Annotated in this window: 20 protein-coding genes; 16 read left to right on the top strand and 4 right to left on the bottom strand. The window is 54.8% G+C overall.

What is annotated here, in order from left to right; all coding sequences use genetic code 11:
• Nucleotides 1–16: 16 nt before the first annotated feature.
• The 4 genes from MFFC18_RS20255 to MFFC18_RS20240 all read left to right on the top strand — a co-directional run bounded on the left by MFFC18_RS20255 (nt 17) and on the right by MFFC18_RS20240 (nt 3,870).
• Nucleotides 17–1,738, top strand: coding sequence for a DUF58 domain-containing protein (locus tag MFFC18_RS20255; RefSeq protein ID WP_075084058.1), 1,722 nt, complete (start codon nt 17–19; stop codon nt 1,736–1,738).
• Nucleotides 1,738–2,484, top strand: coding sequence for a hypothetical protein (locus MFFC18_RS20250; RefSeq protein WP_075084059.1), 747 nt, complete (start codon nt 1,738–1,740; stop codon nt 2,482–2,484). Before MFFC18_RS20255 ends, MFFC18_RS20250 begins: the two co-directional genes overlap by 1 nt.
• Before the next feature lie 47 nt (nt 2,485–2,531).
• Nucleotides 2,532–2,750 (top strand): hypothetical protein, encoded by a 219-nt coding sequence (locus tag MFFC18_RS20245; protein WP_148619004.1) that lies wholly within the window; start codon nt 2,532–2,534, stop codon nt 2,748–2,750.
• 76 nt (nt 2,751–2,826) lie between these two features.
• Complete coding sequence (locus tag MFFC18_RS20240) at nt 2,827–3,870, top strand: nucleoside monophosphate kinase (RefSeq protein WP_075084061.1); 1,044 nt, start codon at nt 2,827–2,829, stop codon at nt 3,868–3,870.
• Nucleotides 3,871–3,895: 25 nt separating this feature from the next.
• Here MFFC18_RS20240 and MFFC18_RS20235 read toward each other — a convergent pair whose 3' ends face one another.
• The 4 genes from MFFC18_RS20235 to MFFC18_RS20220 form a co-directional block, all read right to left on the bottom strand.
• Complete coding sequence (locus MFFC18_RS20235; protein WP_148619003.1) at nt 3,896–5,395, bottom strand: hypothetical protein; 1,500 nt, start codon at nt 5,393–5,395, stop codon at nt 3,896–3,898.
• Nucleotides 5,396–5,722: 327 nt separating this feature from the next.
• Nucleotides 5,723–7,186: a DUF1501 domain-containing protein gene (locus tag MFFC18_RS20230; protein WP_075084063.1), complete on the bottom strand. Its 1,464-nt coding sequence runs from the start codon at nt 7,184–7,186 to the stop codon at nt 5,723–5,725.
• Between the two features lie 2 nt (nt 7,187–7,188).
• A complete protein-coding gene (locus MFFC18_RS20225) occupies nt 7,189–9,801 on the bottom strand; it encodes a PSD1 and planctomycete cytochrome C domain-containing protein (protein ID WP_084417026.1) in 2,613 nt (870 codons plus the stop codon).
• A gap of 190 nt (nt 9,802–9,991) precedes the next feature.
• Nucleotides 9,992–10,447: a VOC family protein gene (locus MFFC18_RS20220; protein WP_084417049.1), complete on the bottom strand. Its 456-nt coding sequence runs from the start codon at nt 10,445–10,447 to the stop codon at nt 9,992–9,994.
• Nucleotides 10,448–10,539: 92 nt separating this feature from the next.
• Here MFFC18_RS20220 and MFFC18_RS20215 point away from each other — a divergent pair, with 92 nt between their 5' ends.
• The 12 genes from MFFC18_RS20215 to MFFC18_RS20160 all read left to right on the top strand — a co-directional run bounded on the left by MFFC18_RS20215 (nt 10,540) and on the right by MFFC18_RS20160 (nt 22,389).
• Nucleotides 10,540–11,598 (top strand): isocitrate/isopropylmalate dehydrogenase family protein, encoded by a 1,059-nt coding sequence (locus MFFC18_RS20215; RefSeq protein WP_075084064.1) that lies wholly within the window; start codon nt 10,540–10,542, stop codon nt 11,596–11,598.
• A 155-nt stretch (nt 11,599–11,753) separates the two neighbouring features.
• Nucleotides 11,754–12,479 carry a cyclase family protein gene (locus tag MFFC18_RS20210; RefSeq protein ID WP_084417050.1) on the top strand — a complete coding sequence of 242 codons (726 nt, stop codon included), beginning with the start codon at nt 11,754–11,756 and terminating at the stop codon, nt 12,477–12,479.
• A complete protein-coding gene (locus MFFC18_RS20205) occupies nt 12,476–13,861 on the top strand; it encodes a four-carbon acid sugar kinase family protein (protein WP_075084065.1) in 1,386 nt (461 codons plus the stop codon). The genes MFFC18_RS20210 and MFFC18_RS20205 overlap by 4 nt, the downstream gene beginning before the upstream one ends.
• On the top strand, nt 13,858–14,892 hold the full coding sequence (locus tag MFFC18_RS20200) for a Gfo/Idh/MocA family protein (RefSeq protein WP_075084066.1): 1,035 nt from the start codon (nt 13,858–13,860) through the stop codon (nt 14,890–14,892). Before MFFC18_RS20205 ends, MFFC18_RS20200 begins: the two co-directional genes overlap by 4 nt.
• A gap of 167 nt (nt 14,893–15,059) precedes the next feature.
• Entirely contained in the window at nt 15,060–15,851 is a 792-nt protein-coding gene (locus MFFC18_RS25835; RefSeq protein WP_238381231.1) for a peptidylprolyl isomerase, read from the top strand.
• A 139-nt stretch (nt 15,852–15,990) separates the two neighbouring features.
• On the top strand, nt 15,991–17,187 hold the full coding sequence (locus MFFC18_RS20190; RefSeq protein ID WP_202907528.1) for a Gfo/Idh/MocA family protein: 1,197 nt from the start codon (nt 15,991–15,993) through the stop codon (nt 17,185–17,187).
• Nucleotides 17,188–17,218: 31 nt separating this feature from the next.
• Nucleotides 17,219–18,313 (top strand): flotillin-like protein FloA, encoded by a 1,095-nt coding sequence (floA, locus tag MFFC18_RS20185; protein ID WP_084417027.1) that lies wholly within the window; start codon nt 17,219–17,221, stop codon nt 18,311–18,313.
• A gap of 87 nt (nt 18,314–18,400) precedes the next feature.
• Nucleotides 18,401–18,922 carry a hypothetical protein gene (locus tag MFFC18_RS20180; protein WP_075084067.1) on the top strand — a complete coding sequence of 174 codons (522 nt, stop codon included), beginning with the start codon at nt 18,401–18,403 and terminating at the stop codon, nt 18,920–18,922.
• On the top strand, nt 18,919–19,578 hold the full coding sequence (locus MFFC18_RS20175) for a hypothetical protein (RefSeq protein WP_075084068.1): 660 nt from the start codon (nt 18,919–18,921) through the stop codon (nt 19,576–19,578). Before MFFC18_RS20180 ends, MFFC18_RS20175 begins: the two co-directional genes overlap by 4 nt.
• 175 nt (nt 19,579–19,753) lie before the next feature.
• Nucleotides 19,754–20,578 (top strand): sulfotransferase family 2 domain-containing protein, encoded by an 825-nt coding sequence (locus tag MFFC18_RS20170; RefSeq protein WP_075084069.1) that lies wholly within the window; start codon nt 19,754–19,756, stop codon nt 20,576–20,578.
• A 132-nt stretch (nt 20,579–20,710) separates the two neighbouring features.
• Nucleotides 20,711–21,514, top strand: a complete 804-nt coding sequence (locus MFFC18_RS20165; RefSeq protein ID WP_075084070.1) for a hypothetical protein — start codon at nt 20,711–20,713, stop codon at nt 21,512–21,514.
• Nucleotides 21,511–22,389 carry an HTTM domain-containing protein gene (locus MFFC18_RS20160; protein WP_075084071.1) on the top strand — a complete coding sequence of 293 codons (879 nt, stop codon included), beginning with the start codon at nt 21,511–21,513 and terminating at the stop codon, nt 22,387–22,389. Before MFFC18_RS20165 ends, MFFC18_RS20160 begins: the two co-directional genes overlap by 4 nt.
• Nucleotides 22,390–22,435: the final 46 nt, after the last annotated feature.

The raw sequence follows: 22,435 nt of genomic DNA, 5'->3' as shown, positions 1-22,435 counted from the left end.
CACTACCCGGAACACAATGTTAACGATTCGAACCAGTCTGATTCTTGGAGCCGCTGCCACTGGGCTGTTGGTCGGAATGCTGGGGCGACACGAACCGCTTTCGCTGATTTCGCTGGCGATTCTGTTCTGGATCTGGATTGAGTGGCTATCGTTTCAGCGTTTCAAGCTTGCCAATCCAGTCCTGCAAGGTTGCACCCGAACGATCGACGGCCAGTCCGATTCGCGCGTCACGATGGTGGCAGATCGCGACGTCAAAGTTCGCGTTTCCGGAACGCTGCCAATGGCTTCGCGGGGCTATCGATTTCTGGTGCACGACATGCTTCCCGACACGTTTCAGGTCACCAACGGACTGCCGTATTCGGTCATCGATTCCGGAATCGGCTCGCAGTTTGAACTCGCCTACACCGCCACGACGGCGCTCTGCGGGAAAGTTGCCTTTCCGGGAATCTGCATCGAAGTTTCTGATTACTGGGGCTTCTTCCGTACCGAGCATTTTGTGCCGATCGCTCAGGAACCGACCGTGCTTCCTTACTTGATTCGGCCGCAGACCACCGTTTCGGTTTTGAAGCACAACAACTTGCAACGACACATCGGTCACCATCGCAACATGAGCTCCGGGCTGAGCTCGGAACTGCTCGGCATCCGCGATTATCGCATCGGTGATCCGCCGCGGACGATCGCCTGGAAGCCAACGGCTCGGCTGGGCAAAGTCATGACTTGCGAATACGAAAACGAGGTTCCGATTCGAGCCACGATTTTGGTCGACCTTGCCGTGTATCAGTTTCAGGGCCGTCCCAGACCGTCGGCAGCCGATCGGGCGATCATGTCCTGTGCCGCGATCGCGAAATTGTTGCTGGCCGATCGCGATCCGGTCGCGGCGATTCTACTTCGGTCGGATTCCGTTGAGCGAATCAAACATGGCGGCGGTGAGCGTCAACTGACCAGGATTCTGCAGTATCTTTTGGCGGCCTCGAATCCAAATCCGCCGCTGGATCACATGAAGATCGACGACTTGATCAAGCTGGTTTACGAAAACGGGTCGCGACGTTTCCCGGAACTGTTCGACGAGTTCTTCAACTATGGTCCGGTCCGTCGCAACCTGTTTCGGCTTGGTGCCAGTCGAGCGGATCGCAGCCGTCGCTCGTTGGCGGTCGTTTTGGAACATCTGCTGAAATGGGCTCCCGGAACGTCAACTCGGATGCAGGTTGACGATGACCTGATACGCACTGCATGCCTGAAATACGTCGACAAATTCTCGGTCGTGGCCAGTGCAACCAACGTGACGGTGAATCCTCCCTGGTCGGATCCGGGCAGCTGGCAGCGGGAAAGCCGCGAGATGACGACGAAGCTGACGCAAACGCTGCTGCAGGCCAACACGCAAGCGAAAGACAACGAACTTTTCGTCGTGGTGGCTCCGGAACCTTTCGATTTTGAGTGCGAAGACTTGTTCGTCAACACGTTGCGGACCGTGGTGGCTGCGGGGCATCGAGTCATCTTTGTTGCTCCCATGGTTCCGCCGGTTCAAGCCAGAATCCATGATCCGCTGGCGGCAGAGATTCTCAGCGAAGCCAAAACAGAAGACATGCGAAACCGCGACAGTCGATTTCGTGATCGAGTCAGTCAGCTTGGCGTTGCGTTTTCCAGAATCGACAATCCGGAATTGATGAAGCTCGTTGCGATGGAAGTCGGCGTGCTGCAATCGGCCAGTGGACGACGTCGCGTGTTGAGGGCTCGTTGATGGCGAAAATGTTAACCGGTGGCGCGGGAAGTTCGCCGAAGTTTCGCTTGCGATTGCCGCCTGCGGAATCGAGTACGGTGCTGGCTTTGCTGGCCGGTTTGCTAGGGCTATTCGCGATGCGATCCGGCGACTTTGGCCTGTACCCAATGCTGATGCTGAGCGTGCTGTTCATTGGTGGCGTCTGGTCTAAACGAGCCTGGTTGATCTGGATGACGATCGGCATTCTTGTCTTTCTGACTTACTTCACGGCTCGAACCTATTCCGGATTGCGGAGCTTCCGTCCTGACGATGTTGTCAAGGCGTTGACGTTGATGCTGTTTGCTGCGGCAAGTCTACGGTTTTTGGAATCGCATCGTTTCCGAAACGCTTTCTATCCGGATGCGAAGATCGGGAAGAAGCCACAGAGCGGCATTCGGTTTGAGTTTCCGTCTTTGCTGGGAGGTCGCTGGTGGGCAATTCCATTGGCTTTGCTGCTGGCCGCTTTGTTTCTGGAGTGGTTTCCGCTCGAGAGACATCCGCTGCGTCAGTTTCGGATTCGACCGCGAGAGGCGCGTTTGATTTTTATCACGCTGATGCTGTTCTTCGCCTGGTTCGTGTGTCGATCTGCGATTGGTATGCTCGTCCGGTGGAGAATGAAACCGGCGCAGGCTGATGTGCACTGCCGGAGTCTGGTCGCCAAGGAATTTTGGCGAGACATATCAGGCTTCGAGAGACGCCGGGCGAAATTGAAGTCGAAAGATGGCTGATGTGGTTGGCAGTTCAGTTGAATCCGTTTCTGAATCAGGAATCGAAAATGTGGATTGGTTTTAGAGAGTTTCTTGGGTGGGTCATCGTGTTGGTCGGACTGGCTCTGATCGCGATGGTTTTGCTGCTGGCGTTGAATCGTTCGGTGTTCGAGGCCATGGCCCTTTCGTTTCCGGCAGCGATTGTTTTTCGAGCCGGGATTGGGTTGGTCCGCATGTCGGCAGCGGCAAGGATCGCCTTGAGCTTGCACAACCGCGACGCCTCGTAGAAGTCTGCTCTCCCGTAGCCATGGACCTGGAGTCTGCGATAGACTGAGCGATCCGATTCCGTTTCGAAAGCCAGTCATGTCCTCCAACGACCTCAAACCCAACACATATTTCATCGAAGTATCCGGCGCCGGCCTACCGGAAGTCGACGGCCTGTTCGTGCCGTCCACCGAACCGCCAAAGGAATCCGAATCCGGGACGCTGTCGACGATCGGATACTGGAACGGAAAGATGGCTTGGGATCGCGCCGATGGAAAATGCGATCGCAACCCGTCGATTTCGTGGTCGCAAACTTACAAGTCATGGCGGATCGCTCGGCTCGACGGGCACCTGGCCTATCACTACGACAGCGAAGACGATTTGCCGCCGACCGATGTCCAGTGGAACGTCTACAAAAAAGGAGTCGATCCGGCGCCCAAAGTCGTGTTGCATCACTTCGACCCGCGTCTGCCCTGCCCTGCTCCAAACGTGGTCTTTGTGATCGGCGGCCCGGGCAGCGGAAAAGGCACGATGTGCGAGTTGGCAGCTCTGCAGCTTGGCTGGTCGCACCTTTCGGTCGGAGAACTTTGCCGCGAAGAAATGGAATCCGGTGGGCCGAACGCGAAACTGATCACGGACTTGTTGGCTGACGGAAAACTGGCTCCCACGAAAATCGTCGTTGAGCTGATGCGGAATCGAATGGAGCTGATTACCCGCACCACCGGCAGTCGGAATTTTTTGCTCGACGGCTTCCCGAGATCGCTGGACAACATGGAGGGCTGGTACGAAGTCTTTGGTCGCGATGCGGATCTGCCGCGGATGCTGTATTTCGAATGCCCCTACGACGTATTGGAAAAGCGAATTCTTGGCCGTGCAAAATACACCGGACGTCACGACGACAATATCGAAAGCGTGAAATTGCGTTTCGATACGTTCAAGCAACAGACGTTGCCAACCGTCGAGTTTTTTCGCAGCAAGAACAGGGTGACAGAGATCGACAGCAGCCAGGATCGGCAAGCGGTTTACTCGATCGTAAAAGACAGTCTTGCCGAATACACCGACGTGGAAGCTGCGTCCAAACCCTTAAGCGAGCGAGCAGAGATGCTGTTGGGGTTGCGACCGTTTCCTAAAAAGAAAATTTGAATGCTGACGTTGCGAATTATGTACGTCAATCGGACATGGAAAGTGCAATTGCCAGCGTCGCGAGGTCGCAGTGGCCAGCGGAGTTCGGAGCTCCCAGTCTGCGTTTGACTTTCTGGTAATCCTGCGGATCAAGCCCTTTCAAAATAGATTCGATTGCGTTGTCTCTTGCCAAGAGCGATTCCTTGCTGAGGTACTCCGCCGCTTCATTGGCGGCTTTTTCAAGCTTTTCGATATCTTTCGTGGAGAGTTCAAGCTCTTCTTTGAGCTCGCCAAATTTTAAGTCTGCCATTGGTCCATGACTTCGGATCTGGAGCCCTGAGACGGTCTGTTTTAGCAATTTCAACTGGTGCGGTAGCAGAACTTTTAGCAATCGATCAAATGTTTGCTTTGCGACATCTCCCAGGCGTTCTTCCTGCTTGGCTTCAACGAGCGACATGTCGTCTGGCCAATCATAAATCAAAAGCTCTTTGAACGTTCCGTCGCTTTGCTTCATCTGGACTATGTTCTTGATCGGAACATCAAGTTCACCTGCAAGAACCAATACGACCTCACGTTTCTCCTTTTCAAATTCACGATTGATCTCGACAATCTCAAGGCTTTGTGTCGGAATTAGTTCAACCATTTTGCCGATGAAACCGGAGAGGTATAAATGCTGCAGCGCGTAAAGCCTGCTTAGTTCAGAAACGTCATCTGCGTTAGAATTGCCGACCGAAACCGCAGGGCTTTCAACGCCCACATTCTTCCGAAGTCGACGTTGAAGCTCCGCGTTGCCGTTTGCGGAGTGGCGAAAGAACGGCCGTTTCCAAACAAGCTGCAGTTCGTCTGTTGACTCCAGGTCTTTCGCATCGAATGAAGCATCGGATTGCAGATAGCAGACAAGCCGCCCGAGCGAGCCAGGTTTCTCCAATGCGTGTTTCCAGTTGCGATCAAATAGCTCTCGCTGCTGTTTGTCAAGATTCTTTAGCCAGATATTCAAGGCTTCCGAAACCAGTTTTTGTTCTGTCTGCAAAAGCGATTTCGACAAACGTTTCTGAAGGCGTTTCAGCTTCCCAGTTGGAATGTGGGACAATCCAAATTCCTTTGAAATTGCCGCAGTCCTCAGAAACCTCAGTGGGCCATTGCGATAGAGCAAGAATTGCAATTGAAGTTGTTTGAGCCGATGTCTTTCAGTGTCAGACAGAATGGAATTCGCATTGTCGAAAAACTTGTGAAGCCGTTTCTGGATTGCATCAGTCGAATTTCCTGGTTCATCGGAAGTGCGCGGCGATCGCAAGTCTTGAGAATCTGACTGACCAGTTTCTGATATTTTCGGGCCAGCTAATTCTTCCTGAAAGGCCGTTTTAAAATGGCCTTCGATCGCTTTCACGTTTTTGTCATCCAATTTCAGCTCGTCGACGATCTCAGGGTGAGTGAAGAACTCCAAGGGGGAGACGATTCCCGCAGACTCCTGGCGTATCGTAACGCCCCCACCGTGCGTCGATGGGAAATGCAGAAACCGCTCCTGCCTGGCAATGAGATTCTGCAATTGTGTGTCGTGAGGTTTTACCTGCGCGAGCAATGGTTCAATTGTCGAAGATTGAACAAGCAAGCAACCCAAGAGTGCAGCGGTTGCGATGCCGGGCAGGTACGATGGGCTCACGGTACGCCGGCTGAAAGATTTCGTAATGGCTCGGCGGCTACTCTTTTTGGCATCCATTGAACGCTCCCAATTTTATGTCTGGGTCGCATTCATTCTATCAAAGGTTGTCGGGGATAGCTGAAGGACTTCCGCGGCTTCCAGCCGCAGCAATTTGCACAACAACTGCGGCTGGAAGCCGCAGCCACGTTTGTGGCAGCCATAGTTCCCCAATCGCTACGCCAGAATATCCCGCACGACGTGGCCGTGAACATCGGTCAGCCGATAGTATCGCCCCTGATGCCGATAGGTCAGCTTCTCGTGGTCGATGCCCAACTGGTGCAGGATCGTGGCGTGCAAATCATGCACATGCACCGGGTTCTCCGTGATGTTGTAGCAAAACTCGTCCGTCGCACCGTAAGTCAATCCTGGCTTGATGCCGGCTCCAGCCATCCACAGTGAAAAACACTTGGGGTGATGGTCGCGGCCATAGGTTTCCGCGTTGAGCGTTCCCTGGCAGTAGGATGTTCTGCCAAACTCTCCGCCCCAAACGATCAGCGTATCGTCGAGCATGCCTCGCTGCTTCAAGTCGTTCACCAGTGCCGCTGACGCCTGATCAGTATCGCGGCATTGGCCAGGAAGCTGTTTCGGCAAAGTGAAATGCTGGTCCCAACCCATATGGAACAGTTGAATGAAGCGCACGTCGCGTTCAGCCAACCTTCGGGCCAACAGGCAGTTATACGCGTAAGTCCCGCGTTTCATCACGTCCGGACCGTAGGCATCAAGCACGTGTTGCGGTTCGTCTGAGAAATCGATCAGCTCGGGAACCGAAGTCTGCATCCGATAGGCCAGTTCGTATTGCTGAATCCGCGTGTTGATTTCCGGGTCACCGACTTCGTCAAGTTTCTCCTGGTTCAGCTTCGCCAGATCATCCAGCATCCTGCGGCGAGCCTTCGCATCGATGCCTTGCGGGTTGCCCAGATACAGCACCGGATCTCCGATGCTCATCAGTTTCACGCCGGCGTGCGTGGAAGGAAGAAAACCGCTTCCCCACAGTCGATCGTAAAGCGGCTGACAGTTCGGTCGGCCCGTCCCGCGGGAGACCATCGCAATGAAGGTCGGCAAGTTGTCGTTCATCGATCCCAAACCGTAATGCAACCACGAACCGATGCTTGGTCGGCCCGCCAATTGATGACCGGTTTGGAAAAACGTGATTGCCGGATCGTGGTTGATGGCTTCGGTATGCATCGAGCGAATCAGGCAGATGTCGTCGGCCAGTCCGGAAATGTGCGGCAGCAACTCGCTACACATTTCCATGCCGCTGCTGCCCATCTTTTCGAACTTGTATCGCGTTCCGGCGAGAGGAAAGGACTTCTGATTGGCCGTCATGCCGGTGACCCGCTGCGTCATTTCAACGAAGTCCCGCAGTTCTTTCTTTTCGTTTTTCTGCAGTTGTGGTTTGTAGTCAAACAGTTCCTGTTGCGATGGCGCACCGCTTTGGAACATGTAAATCACCCGCTTGGCTTTGGGCGGGTTGTGAAAGTTCTTCAGCACGCCGCCGTCAGGTTTCTCATCGGCAACTGCTTTCGGACCCAGCATCGAAGCCAACGCCGCGACACCGATTCCGGTGGCTGCTTTTCCGAAAAAGTGGCGTCGTGTCTGCTGAAGTTTGTGTTCGTTGGTGATTTCGTTCTGATTCATTGCTATTCAATCGTCAAAAATTCGTCCAGGTTCAGAATCACATGAGCCACCGCCGCCAGAGCCGCGTGTTCCGTTGCATCAATCTGTTTGTCACGCTTCGATTCGCCCGTCGCCAACAATGCTTTTGCTTCTTCCGGTTTCGCCGCGTAGTGCTCGCGAAAGTAAGACACGCTTTCGGTTAAAACGCCGATCGTCGAATCGCTGGCGTCTTTTGCGATGGCCCGTCGGTAAAGTTCGGCGACTTTCTGCTTGTCGTCGCCCTGTTCCGAGTGGATGACTTGCTGGGCAAGGGCTCGTGCGCTCTCCACAAACGTTGGATCGTTCATCAGCACCAAAGCTTGCAACGGCGTGTTCGTTCGGCGCACTTCGACGTTGCAGATCTCGCGACCACCCGCGTCAAAGATCGTTTGCCGCGGCGGATTGACGGCACGTTTCCAATACGAATACATGCTGCGTCGGTACAGGTTTTCGCCTTTGTCGGCAACGTATCGCGTCCCCTTGTTCGCTGCGACGACTTCCCACAAACCGCTGGGTTGGTACGGCTTCACCGCCGGACCGCCGACTTGATCGCTCAGTAAACCAGCCGCTTGCAGCGCCACGTCGCGAATCGCAAAACCGTCGGCTCGATATCTCGGGCCGCGAGCCAATAATCGGTTTTGCGGATCTTTCGATTTCAACTGAGGCGTCTGTTTGGAGTCTTGGCGATACGTTTCACTGGTCACAATCAACCGATGCATTGCCTTGACATCCCAACCGGAATCGATGAACTCAACGGCCAAACAGTCCAGCAATTCGGGATGGCTGGGTGCTTCGCCCTGCACGCCAAAGTCAGCCGACGTTTTCACCAAGCCGATACCAAAGTGATCCTGCCAGATGCGATTCACGATCACGCGAGCCGTCAGCGGATTGGATTTCGAAACCAGCCACTTCGCAAACTCAAGCCGGTCACCCGGAGGCTCAGCTTCCTCCGCAAGCAAGACTTCTGGCACCGTTCGCGGCAGCGGATCCGACTTAACGGGCTCGTTGTACTGGCCGCGATTGAGCAAATAGGCTGGCTGTGGATCGCCGCTGCGTTCCCGCATCACCATCACGGTTGCCCGGACGCCGCCGCGATCCTTCAGTTCCTTTTTCGCGACGTTTAACGCCGTTTGAAGGCCGTTCTGCTGCGGATCGATTTTTGTAAAGTGATATCGGACTTGCTGATTCTGTCCGTTGTTTCGTTTCTTGTTTCGCAACAGTTCCACCAGCTTTTTGTCCAGCGACTCGAAAGCTTCGCGGTCCGAATCCTCGAGTTCATCCGAGTCCGAAACTTCGTCTGAGTCGATGACCTTTGAGCTGGCCGCATCGATTCGCGAAATCAGTTCGGTGGTCTGTTGTGTCCATGCTTTGAGCCGTTTTTCGAACTCGGGTTTGGCTTTGGCCAGTTCGCTTTCTGCTTTCTCAACCGCCTGGACGAATTTTGGATCGATTTCGAGCAACGGAGAAATCGCCTTCATCGTCGGGTTCGCGTTGAGCCCTCGTCCGATTCCTTTTTCGCCGATGTTGTTGAAGTAAGCATACATCTGGAAAAATTCGCGCTGCGACAGCGGATCGTATTTGTGATCGTGACATCGAGCACATCCAAACGTCAGCCCAAGGAAAACCGTCGACGTCGTTTCGACTCGGTCAATCACGTTTTCGACCCGAAACTCTTCCGCAAGTGCGCCGCCTTCTCCGTTTTGACGATGATTGCGATTAAAAGCCGAAGCCAGTCGTTGCGAAACCGTTGCCTCAGGCAGCATGTCGCCCGCGATTTGCTCGATCGTGAACTGATCGAACGGCATGTTGTCACGAAAGGCCTTGATCACCCAATCGCGCCACGGCCAGTTCTCGCGATGGTTGTCGTTTTGGTAACCATCGGTGTCGGCGTAGCGTGCTGCGTCCAGCCAACGCAAAGCCTGGCGTTCCGCGTAGGCGTCGGAATCGAGCAAGGCTTCCACCGCGTCGCTGTACTTTTTCGATTGCAAATCGCGATCAGGAAGAAGTCCGGTCAAGGTCATCGCGGCGCGTCGAACCAGCGTGGCATGATCGGCTGGCGGCGACGGAGAGAGTCCTTCTTTGATCAAACGCGCGGCCACAAAACGGTCGATCGGATTCTTTGACCATTGCGATACCCGTTGCTCGTCCCAGCCAAGATCTTTCACATCGTCCGCGTCGATCGTTGGCAGTTCTGGCTTCTGCGGAACTTCGAACGCCCAATGGCCTTCGTAAGGAGCCCCCTGTTCGATCCACAGATCAAGAATGCGTTTCTCTTCATCGGAAAGCGAACGGTTGCTGTCCGGCGGCGGCATCAACGAACCCGGATCGTCGCTATGAATGCGAGCGTGAAGCTCGCTCGAGTCAAGATCGCCCGGCTCGACGGCTTCAAGCAGTCCTTCCTGTGAGTCCGCGCGGAAATCTGATTCCTGGTTGTCCGCGTCGGGACCGTGGCAATGAAAGCAGCGGTCCGAAAGGATCGGACGAACCTGCGAACTGAAATCGATCGTCTCCTGTGCCATCGCGAACGGGTTGCCACACAGGAACACGGTTGCCGCAAGAGCGACGCTGCAGACGTTTTGTAGCAAACGGATAGTCATGCCTCTCAACTCAAGCTCGATTCAATGAATAAGTATTCAACCCTGAATTGTATCTTCCAGGATCGCTCAAAAGCCGCCCTGTTTGCGATTCCTGACTTCACAGCTCTCGCAGAAAGCCCTGCCAAAACCGCACAGATGCACCGGAAATTTCGCGAGGTTGACGTTGGCGGTGCGGGCTGCAAAAGTCGGCTTATTGCTTCTTCGTCGTCATCTCCCACAGCACGCCGCGCGTTTGGCTGGGTTCGATAAACGCAGCCGAACCGCCCAGCGGCGCCGGATGAGGCTCATTGGCTTTCGCCGACAAACCGTATTCCGCCAGTCCATTCATCGCGGCTTCGATGTCGTCGCCTTCGTCCCAACAAAGATGGTGCAAGCCTTCGCCACGCTCGTCAATGAACGCCGCAATCGGATGGTCGTCGGAAAGCGGTTGCACTAATTGCAGTTCCACGTTGCCCATATCCAAATGAGTCAGTTCGACGCCGGGCCCGTCGAGGACTTCCCGTTTGACGACCGGTAAACGCAGCTTGTCGCGATAAAAAGAAAGTGCGTCTTCTGTGTTTCGCACCGCGATCGCGATATGATCGAGCTTCTTGAACATGGCGATTTCCGATTGGAATCCGTTGATGATTGGGAGACGGTGGCTCATTGCCAGAACCCGACGTCGCATCGGTTTCACCGCTGCCGGTTTTCCTGTTGTACCACTTTACGCAAACCACTCATTGAAGACAGTAGCAATTCATGTCGAAGCAAACTTTCCAGATCGCCGTGCTCTCTGGCGATGGAATTGGACCCGAAGTCACTCAGCAAGCCGTCCGTTTGATGTCCGCTGCTTGTGAACCGTTTGAAGACATCGACCTGTCATTGCAGGAAGTTTCCGTCGGGGCTCAGGAGTACCTGAAGAACGGCGATCCGCTTCCCGATTCCGCTTTCGACGTTTGTCGCGAGTCTGATGCAGTGTTGCTCGGCGCGATGGGCATGCCTTCGGTGCGTTGGCCCGATGGTCGCGAGATGACGCCGCAGATTGACCTGCGTGAGAGGCTAGATCTGTACAACGGCTTGCGACCGATCTATCTGTATGCCGCCGAGGATTCTCCGCTGAAGAAATATCAGGCGGGCGAAATTGATTTCGTGATCGTGCGTGAGAACACCGAAGGCCTGTTTGCGGCCCGGACCGACCCGCAGGATCAGACACGAGAAGAAGCCCGCGACATCATGTTGATTACTCGCAAAGGTTCGCTACGAATTTTTCGGGCCGCGTTCGATCAGGCAATGCAGCGTCGCAAGAAAGTCACGCTGGTCGACAAAGCCAATGTGCTTCCGTCGATGGTGTTGTTTCGGGAAGTCTTCGAAGAGATCGCGGCTGAGTATCCGGAAGTGGAAACGGAAGTCGTCTACGTTGACGCGGCGGCTTTGTTTCTGGTGCAGCGTCCGCAGAGCTTTGACGTGATCGTGACCGAGAACATGTTTGGCGATATTCTCTCGGATTTGGCAGCCGGTTTGGTTGGAGGCATGGGCATGGCTCCGTCGGGCGACATCGGCGAGGATTGTGCGGTGTTTCAGCCTTCGCACGGAACGGCTCCGGATATTGCAGGGCAGAACAAGGCGAATCCCGTGGCGACGATTTTGTCTGCGGCGATGTTGCTGCAGTGGTTGGACCATCCGTCGGCGAAGGAGGCCGGTGTGAAGCTGGATTCGGCGGTGAAGAAGGCGCTTGCGGATCCGGCAGTTCGAACGGGTGATGTCGGTGGTTCGCTGTCGACGACGGAAATGGGCGATGCGATTTTGAAGTGTCTGTAGGAGGGTGACATAGGCTTCCAGCCTGTGATCGCGTGGTCGAGCTTCTCGGTGGCATAGGCTTCCAGCCTGTGAACGCATGAAAAGAAGCAGCTTTGTGCAATGCCAAACACATCAATGCAACGGAATCGCCGCTGGGAAGAATTATTCAGCCTGGAATGAATTTAACCGGAAACGAACTCAAACACAGGCTGGAAGCCTATGCCACCAATAAAAAGGAATCGGTGATCGACAACCAATTGATCGACTTAACTCAAACCATCACGCCCGAAATGCCCGGCGTTTCATGGGAAAGTGCTCGGACTCTCGAAGACGACGGCTGGAACGCGGGAACGCTGCATCTCTATTCCCACAGCGGCACGCACATGGACGCGCCGCTGCACTTCGGTTGCGGCGACCAGGCGACCATCGACCAAACGCCGCTCAATGTCTGTCTGTCAACGGCGTGGATGGCCGAGATCGATGCCGAACCTTCATGTCTGATCGAAGTCAACGACCTTGGCAATGTGGCGAACCAAATCCAGCCCGGTCAGTCGTTGCTGTTGAAAACTGGCTGGAGCCAGTTCGCCTGCGACGCTGAGAAGTTTCGAAACCAGTTGCCGCGGATCTCTGTAGAGCTGGCTCAATGGTGCGTTGAGCGACAGATTAAAATCCTCGGAGTCGAACCTCCTTCGGTGGCTGACGTGAACAACCTCGACGAGGTCACTCAGATCCACGAAATTTTGCTCGGCGGCGGCGTCACGATCGTTGAAGGGCTGACGAATCTCGATCAGCTCCCCACGACCGCGCCATTTCTCTTTGGCGCACTACCGCTTAAGGTCCTTGGTGGCGACGGTTCTCCCTGCCGTGCGTTTGCCAGCCTGAAAGATTTGAAGATCGCATGACCGACAAACATCAAACGATTCCCGAATGGCCCGACGATCTGACCGAAGGCATCCGCCAGGCTCTCGTTAGCAGCAATCGAACGCTGGTCGTACTCGACGACGATCCGACTGGAACGCAAACGGTCTACGACGTTCCGGTGCTGACCGTGTTTGACGAGCCCAGCCTGACCGAAGCCATCGAAGCGGCTCCGCCGGTGCTGTACATTTTGACCAACTCGCGATCGATGACCGAACTGCAGACTCATGAACTGCACGTGCAACTGGCTCAGCGGCTTCGTGACGTCGCAAAGAAAACCGGTCGGCGTCTGGAGCTGATCAGCCGTAGTGATTCGACGTTGCGAGGCCACTATCCGGCTGAAACCGATACGATCGCCGGTGTCTGGCCCGAGCAAGCCGATTTGACTTTGGTGATGCCGTTCTTTGCCGAAGGCGGGCGGTTAACGATCGACGGACAGCACTATGTCTGCGACGGCGAGAGCATGGTTGCGGCTCACGAGACGCCGTTTGCGAAAGATCCCGTTTTCGGATTTCAAACTTCCTGCCTGCCCGACTGGGTCGAAGAGAAAACGAAAGGCCGCGTTAAAGCTGACGACGTAATCGTGATTCCGCTGGAGCTGATTCGCGACGAAGGACCGGCCGGCGTGCAAAAGTTGCTCGACGAAGCTCCGCCCAAAACCGTTTGTGTTGCCGATTCAGCAACCGATCGAGATGCTGCCGTTGTGGCCGCCGCGGTGGGCCAATCATCACGGCGAATTATGGCGAGAGTCGCGGCATCCTACGTCCGGGCACGGGCTGGGCTATCGAAGCAACCTTTGCTGACGGCCAAGCAATTATGCGACGACAATCCCAACGGCGGGCTGGTCATGGTCGGCTCGCACGTCCCCAAAACGACGGCGCAGTTGGAGCACTTGATGGAGCACGTGCCTTCGTTGCACTCGATTGCTATTTCGATCGAAGACGTTTTGCAGGCGCCGGACGACGTCGTTGCAGAAATCGTGGACGAACTAAATAACGTTCTGCAGTCCGGCAAAAACGCGGTCGTGTTCACCAGTCGCGAACTTTTCACTGCGGACTCCGACGACGAGAATTTGGAGATTTCGAACATCATCTCCAAATGCGTTTCCGACATTGTCGCCAAACTCGAAGTGCGGCCGCGCTACCTGATTGCCAAAGGAGGCATCACGTCGAGCGACATTGCCACCAAGTCATTGGGCGTGAAACTGGCGACCGTTGCCGGTTCGATTTTGCCTGGCATTCCCGTTTGGCGAATCGGCGACGAAGCAAAATTCCCCGGCATGCACTACGTGATCTTTCCTGGCAACGTCGGCGGCGATGATGCTCTGACGGCGGCCGTCGAAAAGCTCAGCGGAGAGAACGAATGAGCAAGACAGAAAAGCTCAGAGGCGTGATTGTCGGCGCGGGCTATTTCAGTCGCTTTCACCATGAAGCCTGGAATCGGGTCGAAGGCGTGGAGATAATTGCGAACTGCGACAGTGACATTGGCAAAGCGAGAACTTACGCGGAAGAGTTTGAAATCCCTCGCAGCGTCGCGACGGAAGAACTGGATCAAGTGCTCGCCGAAGAAAAGCCGGACTTCATCGACATCGTCACGCCGCCAGGGACGCACTTTGAGCTTTGCCAGAAAGCCATTGATTCCGGTTGCGCGATCATCTGCCAGAAACCGCTGGCTCCAGATTGGGGGCAAACGCTTGCCTTGGCAGATTTAATTCGTGGCTCAAACGCACGATTCATGGTGCATGAAAATTGGCGCTGGCAGCCCTGGTATCGGCAGATCAAAAAGATGCTCGACGCCGGCCAGATCGGCGACGTGTTCCACTGCAACGTTCACTGTCGGATGGGCGATGGCTGGGGCGAGGACGCTTACCTTGCTCGGCAACCATTTTTTCGCGACTACGAACGGCTGTTCATTTTTGAAACCGGAGTTCACTTTTTGGATACGTTCCGATTTCTGTTCGGCGAAGTCGAATCGTTGTTCGCCCGAACCGCGAGGCGGAACCCTGTGATCAAGGGGGAAGACAGTGCTCTGATCGTTTGCGAAATGGAATCCGGCGCGACGGCGGTGCTCGATGCAAATCGCTACAACGAAAGTTCCGCGGCGGATGCTCGCTATACGTTTGGCACCGTTCGCATTGAAGGCAGCAAAGGGCATCTCGAGTTGGGCTTCGACGGATCGATCACGCTCAAGCCGCTTGGCCAGGCCGCACAGCAGGTCGACTATCAGCCATCCAGAACCGGTTTCGCCGGAGATTGTGTGTTTGCGTTGCAGCAGCATTTTGCAGACTGCATGCATCGCGGAACGCCGTTTGAAAGCACCATTGACGACTATTTAAAAACGGTTGCCTTGGTCGAGAAAGCCTACGAATCTGCGGAAATCTCGGGCAAGACAGATTGAAAGATCGCCCTAATCGATACGTTTTCGCATAAAACCGTTTGAGCCGGAATCAGAGCGTGAATGCAGCTTGACTTTAGGCTTGATTCAGAAAAAATACGGTTCAACTTTATGGTCCAACGCCAGACACCGTGTTTGTGTTCGTTACCAGTTTTCCAATGGAGACTTTCATGTCGTTTCGTATTCAACTGCTTCTTGTCGGCATCATCGCTTCGTTGGCGATCGGGTCCATGTTCATCGCTTCGTCGACAGCATCTTCCGGGTCTTCGACAGCAACTTCAACTTCTTCGACTTCCGCAAGAGGTGCCCTGCAGGATCCGGTTAGCGCCGCAGATGCAAAGGTGACTCACAAAGTCTATTTCGATATCGAGATCAACGGCAAAGCGGCTGGACGGATCACGATGGGCCTCTTTGGTGACGATGTGCCAAAGACTGTTGAGAACTTTCGTGCCTTGTGCACGGGCGAAAAGGGCAAAGGCAAATCTGGCAAGCCACTGCACTACAAAGACTCGATTTTCCATCGCGTCATTCCTCAGTTCATGCTCCAGGGCGGCGACTTCACCAATGCCAACGGTACGGGTGGCGAGAGCATTTACGGCGAGAAGTTCAATGACGAAAAGTTCGGTATCGTGCACGATGTTCCAGGTATTTTGAGCATGGCTAACGCCGGACCGAACACAAACGGATCACAGTTCTTTATCACCACCGTTCCGACTGCGTGGCTTAACGGAAAGCATGTCGTGTTCGGTCGCGTCACCGACGGCATGGATCTTGTGAAGAAAATCGAAGCTCGTGGAAGTCGCACTGGCCGCACTTCGGCGATAATCAGAATCGCTGACTGTGGCGAAATCAAGGTTGAAGACGGCAAGGCCGAAGGCGGCGAAGGAACCAAAGCCGAAACGACCGAGTCGTCTGAAGATGCTGCTGCGGAAGAAAAAGAAACCGAAGCAGACAAAAAGTAACTCACATTTGAGTGCCCGCTCAATGATAGCCTCCCTTTTCCGGGGAGGCTATTTTTGTTGGTGTCCACGGTCTGGCCAGAGCGGCGACATTTGCTAAAACAGACAGTCAAATTTAGCTGTTTTTCGCTCTGGAGTCTCGATGCCAACCAACGAACCACTCAACCGCAAACTTCGAATGGCACTGATCGGCGGAGGACGCGGATCTTTTATCGGGCGCGTTCACGCAACGGCGGCGGTTTTGGACAATCGTTGTGCCTTGGTCGCAGGTGCACTTTCTTCTGATCCACAGCGAGCCAAAGATTCAGCCGAAGACTATGACATCTCGCCCGATCGAGCCTACACGTCTTACCAGGAGCTGATCGAAAAAGAGTTGGCGCTTCCGGAAGATCAGCGAATCGACTTTGTTTCGGTCGCGACGCCCAACCACACGCACTTTGAAATCGCCAAAGCCGCCGCGGAAGCTGGCTTCAACGTAATCTGTGACAAGCCGATGACGTTTGATTTTGCTCAGGCGGAAGAGCTGGCCAAAGTCGTCGAAGAGTCTGGCGTCGTGTTCGCCGTGTCGCACAACTACACGGGCTATCCGCTGATTCGCCAGGCAAGACAGATGATTGCCGACGGAGAGTTGGGTGAGATCATGGCAATCCGGTCGACTTACATTCAGGGTTGGTTGGTCGACAAACTGGAAGATTCAGACCAAAAGCAGGCTGCCTGGCGAACCGATCCCAAAAAGTCCGGTGCCGCGGGCTGTTTCGGAGACATCGCGACTCACGCCTATAACCTTGGCCGCTACGTAACCGGCTTGCTGCCCGAGCAAATCAGTTGTCACCTGAAAACTTTTGTCGACGGCCGGGCACTGGATGACTACGGACACGCGATGGTGACTTACGAAAATGGAGCATTCGGGACCGTAACGGCCTCTCAGATCACTCACGGTCGCGAAAACGATGTGACACTGGAAGTCGACGGCACGAAAGGTTCGCTGTCGTGGCGGCAGGAGAATCCGAACGAGATGTGGGTCCGCAAAAACGGTTCGCCTCATCAATTGTACACCCGTGATCCCAATGCTCCGTTCACCAAGCCGGTTGCGGCCGAGTCCTGTCGTTTGCCTTCCGGGCACCCGGAAGCGTTTTTTGAGGCCTTTGCCAACATTTATCGCAGCGCGTTTGATAACATGTGTCTGCGGATTTCGGGTAAGAACTTTGAAAAGAAGGATACGATCTTCCCGAACGTGTTCGATGGCGTTGAAGGGATGTACTTCATTCAACAATCGGTCGCCAGCAGCCAGGACGGCGGCAAGTGGCTGCCGATGAAGCACGATCTGGCTCGCCGGTAACCAATACTCACCTCTGATTCTGGACAACAATATGCAATTGATGCCAATCGGTTTTGCGCAAGCCGACGTTTTTGCGACGACCTTGCTGGCTCAAATGAGCAAGCCCGTCCAAATTGCGATCTTCGTTGGAACCCTCGTCGTGATCTTCGTCATGATGATCATCGGGTTCTTCCTGTTGAGCATGCTTCGGTGGTGGATTCAGTCTGTGTTCACGGGCGCCGGTGTGTCGCTTGGTGACCTGGTCGGGATGTATTTTCGAAAGGTCAAAGCCAGCGTCATCGTGCCCAGCAAAATCATGGCTGTGCAGGCCGGACTGGATGATCCGGAAATAACGACCAAGAGCCTCGAAGCTCACTATATGGCCGGCGGCAATGTTCCGCTCGTAATCCGATCTCTGATTGCGGCCAACAAGGCCAAAACGATTCAGCTGAGCTTTCGGGAAGCGTCAGCGATTGATCTGGCGGGACGGAACGTTCTCGAAGCGGTCCAAACGAGCGTTTATCCTCGCGTCATCGATTGTCCGGCTCGCGGGTCAGCAAAGAAGTCGCTCGATGCGGTGGCTCAGGATGGAATTCAGCTGAAAGTGCGAGCTCGCGTGACGGTTCGCTCAAACCTGCAACAACTGATCGGTGGTGCCAAAGAAGAAACCATCATCGCTCGCGTTGGCGAAGGTATCGTGAGTGCGATCGGATCAGAGAAACACACCTCGGTTCTGGAAAACCCGGACGTTATCTCCAAAACGGTACTCGCTCGGCGACTCGATTCGCAGACAGCTTTCGAGATCGTATCGATTGACATCGCGGACATTGATGTCGGTGACAATATCGGTGCTCGACTGGAAGCGGACCAGGCGGAAGCTGATACACGCGTGGCTCGTGCACGTGCAGAAGGTCGCCGCGCGATGGCGGTTGCCCAAGAACAGGAAAATATCGCCGGTATCGAAGAGATGCGGGCGAAACTTGTGGAGGCTGAAGCGGACGTCCCCAAGGCGATGGCTGACAGTTTCCGGGCCGGCAAGTTGGCGATCCTGGACTACTACAAATTGCGAAACGTTCAGGCCGATACAGACATGCGAAAATCGATCTCGACCGCTGGTGAGAAACGTACTTCGCAACCAGGCAGCTAAACTCTGAACCCGAAAATTAACGTTGGTCACCAGGCGATTCGCTATTCTGTAGCCCTGTAGCCGCTTTTCGAACTGGCAGGAAATTCCATGGCCCGAGACATCGAAGAATTCTTGCGACGCGCGGCCGAACGGCGCAAGCAAGCCCAACAAGGCGGTGGCGGTCAACAACGCCCGCCTGCTCAGCGGCCTCCGGCACAGCGTCAGCCTCCCAAGCCTGCTCCGCGGCATACGATTTCCGAACGTGATATCGTTCCGGAGCGAATGGCTTTTCCTGAACAGCAGCCCCATTCGATCGGCGAAGAGTCGGTTGCTGACCACGTTCGTCGGCACATCGATGTATCAGACGTTGCCGACCACGGCGATTATCTGGCCGAAAATATTGAACAGGCAGATGAGCGGTTGGAAGCCCATCTGGATCAGGTGTTCGATCACGATGTGGGGCTGTTGGGATCGGGCAAGGGAGCCACCGACGAGCTGATTCGTGATGCGAACAATAACTCAGTCGCCTCGGGGCTGTTTCGGATGTTGCAGGATCCCAGTTCCGTTCGTCAATCGATTCTGATTGCCGAAATTCTCAAGCGTCCCGATTTTGAAGATGATGACGAATGACGACCTACTTTTCGGAAACGCAAATTTGCTGTATCTGCGGTAGCGAGAACGAATGCTCGATGCTCGGCAGTACCAACACGATGGGCAGCCCCGACCTCGACTTGCGCCCGCCACCCATGGAACGTGAAACGATGCACGTCTGGTTTCAGGAGTGTCATTCCTGTCACTACGTCAGTGTCGACCTGGCCCAGGAAAGCGAAAATGCGAAGTCGATCGTGGATTCCGAGCCCTATCAGGCAATGATTTCCCGTTCCGAGATTCCTGAAATTGCTCGTCGGTTCGCGCTCTGTGCACTGCTCAACGCCCACGATCGGGAGATCGCTGCGACGGCTCTGCTTCGGGCTGCCTGGAGTTGCGACGATGCCGATGCTGACGAGTTGGCGAAATCGTTTCGCAATCAGTCAGCTGACCTGCTGGTGAAGATGCAGCCTTTCGAAGACAGCGAAGAACAGGCAACCTTGGCCACCACGCTGGTCGATGTGTTGCGTCGCGCCGAAAGATTCGAGGAAGCCAGCAAAATTGCCAATCTGTTACTGAAGTTCAAAGCCGTAAAGCGGACGCCAGTGATGTTGGCCGTGGTCAATTATCAGCTGTCACTTTGCGATTCGCAAACCGCTGAGCGACGGCAGGTTCAAGACGCCATTGAAGCAGCGTAGGCCTCCAGCAAGCGTTCATCTTCTGATCCAATCCGGCCGCGATCCGAAATGTTGATCGCACAAAGTGACGCCGCCATTTTCGTGAGCCAGAATTTCTCTCTCGATGATCATCTTCGGTCGGTTATGGATTTCGGTTGATATTGGACTCACGGGACGCCTCCTCTAGAATGCAAACATGACCGAAACCCAACCCAAATCGCCTCCTTTGCGCCAGGCATGGCTGCACGTGCACGTCCCCAAAGCCGGAGGTTCGACGCTGCGACAGTTGATGAACCGCAACTTTGGCGACGGATTCTATAACTCCAACTCGCTATTGGAGACAAAGCAGTACACTCGCGAAGACGTCAGCGAAATCGTGCGCTGCCACCCGTGGGTGCGATGCATGAGCGACCACAAACTTTCGCTCGACCTTCCATGGAATCATGAAGAAGCCAACGTTCACGCGATCAGCTACGTTCGCGAACCGGTCGAACGATTCATTTCGCGATACTTCTTCCATCGTCACTTCGAAGAAGTCAATTGCATTGCGCAGCGGATGAGCTTTCGTGAATTTGCCAACGCGGAACTGGTAGACCAATACGTCCACCCTCAGACAAACAGCCAGATTTACTTTCTCAATTGTGGTCGCGGAAACGACGACATGTCCGTGATCGAAAACGCGCTTGCGACAGGCCGCGCGTTCCTGTTTCCGATTGAGCGTTTCGATGAATCGTGCATCTGCATGGAACGACTTTTTCCGACCGTGTTTTCGGACCTGAGCTACGTGCGGGCAAACGTATCCAAGAAGGACGCCGAAATTTCGGAGAACGATCGGCAATTCGTTCGCCGTTACCTCAAAGCCGACGACGTGGTTTTCAAACGATCGCATCAGTTCCTGGACCAAACTTTGGCTCGTGCGTTTCGCTCCGACGACGATCGGGAGTCAGCTCTGGCGGAATTCAAGGAACGCTGTTCTCGTCGCCACCACAACTTCCATCCGCCGCGTGCCGAAGCTGGCTAGGCTGCCGACCGCGTCGCTGGTTCAACCGTCAGAATCGGCATAGTCCTGCCATTGACGCAGCTACCTTTCGTCTACGGCTCAGAGGAACGTCGAATCTCATTGCGGCGTGTGGCTCCCAACTAGACTGTTTGGATGGGCACATCGTCGAGTGAGAACGCAATTTCGAAGCCGCTGAAGCGAGTGCTGTCTTGCACGCTTGGGTTCTATCTGTTTGTGCTGATCCTTGGTCCGCTCTCGAACCCGGTTGGGTCTGAGTCACTGACTCGGCCGTTGGCAAAGACCGTTGGGCCAATCCACCGGGCACTTTTTCTTGGCCACGGATATCGATTCTTCGCCCCCAATCCTGGACCGTCCCACCTGGTTGAATTTCAAATCACAATGGCAGATGGAAGTGTCACCAAAGGTCGCATTCCCGATCGCGACGACGCGACGACCGGGTTTCCGCGATTGGAGTACCATCGTTGGTTCATGCTTAGCGAAACCATTTGGACTGAGCATCTGATGACTCCGCCTGAGGCCGATTTTCAGGATCGAATCAGGCAACTGGAACGACTTGCGACCGAAAAGCAGATCGCTGGACATCACGAAATCGCGTCGCAAATTCGGGCCGACATAGAAGTTCAGAAAAAGTCCTACAAGAACGTTCGTCAGCGAATCGACGATCTGGTCCAGTCTGTTGCCAGAAAGCTGCTGCAGGTTCATGGCGGCACGAAAATAGAACTGTACGTTCGCGAGCGTGAGATTCCGCACCCGGTCGAGGTTCAGGAAGGCGCCAAACTGGGTGACGCCCGGTTTCTCAAACCGGATCAGCCTCCGATGATCGGATCGTTCACAGCGAAAGAACTCGGGCTTGCTTCCTCCAACGAGCAGCTGCCAGATGCGGAACAGGTCGTGACCGAACCTTTGCCTGCACGCGGTGAGCGAGGTTCGCCATGATCGGACTTTCAAAATGGATTCGTTCAGTCTGCGACGCTTGGGATTCCTTTTGGTTCACGCCTCGCGATGGAAAGATGCTGGGGTTGATTCGGCTGTTGACTGGCTTGATCGCGTTCTACACGCACCTGGTTTGGACGCCGCTGTTGAGCCAGTTTTTGGGATCCGAAGGCATGTTGCCGCTGGCCTATCGAAGCCGGTTCTTTGAATCCGTTTTCGCATGGAGTCACTTCGACTGGATCTCGTCGCCCTCGATTCTGTTTGTCGTTCACATCGCGGCACTGATTGTGATGCTTTTGTTCGCCCTTGGATTCTGGACGCGGGTCACGGGCATTGCCACCGCTTTGCTGGTTATCTCGTACGCCAACCGCGCGACAGGAGCTCTGTTTGGGCTGGATCAGATCACTGGATTTCTAACCTTGTATCTGGCGATCAGCAATTGTGGCGGCTCGTTTTCGCTGGCTCGTAAACTGGGGATCGGTGGACAGAAAGCAAACACTTCCGTTGGCAACAACATCGCGATTCGTCTGATGCAAATTCACTTGTGCATCGTTTATCTGTTTGCCGGGCTGGGGAAATGCCAGGGAGAAACCTGGTGGAACGGAGAAGCCATCTGGGGAGCGGTCGCCAGCTACGAGTATCAAACTCTCGACATGACCTGGTTGGCCGATCACATGTGGTTTATCAGTTTGATGACGTTGGTAACGCTCGTTTTTGAAATCGGCTACGTTGCCTTGATCTGGCCGAAACTAACACGCCCCGTCATGCTGGCCCTCGCCGTTCCGCTGCATCTGGGAATCGGCCTGTGCATGGGGATGTTGGAATTTGGCTTGATCATGTTGGTCGCAAACCTTGCTTTCGTCGGGCAACGCGACTGACACGAGCTGTCGACCGGCCGGCTTGCGTTTCGCTAACTTCAACGCG

The sequence above is a fragment of the Mariniblastus fucicola genome (genome assembly GCF_008087665.1).
Lineage (GTDB): Bacteria > Planctomycetota > Planctomycetia > Pirellulales > Pirellulaceae > Mariniblastus > Mariniblastus fucicola.
The sequence above is the reverse complement of the archived record's forward strand: the minus strand, read 5'-3'. Positions and strand labels throughout refer to the sequence as shown.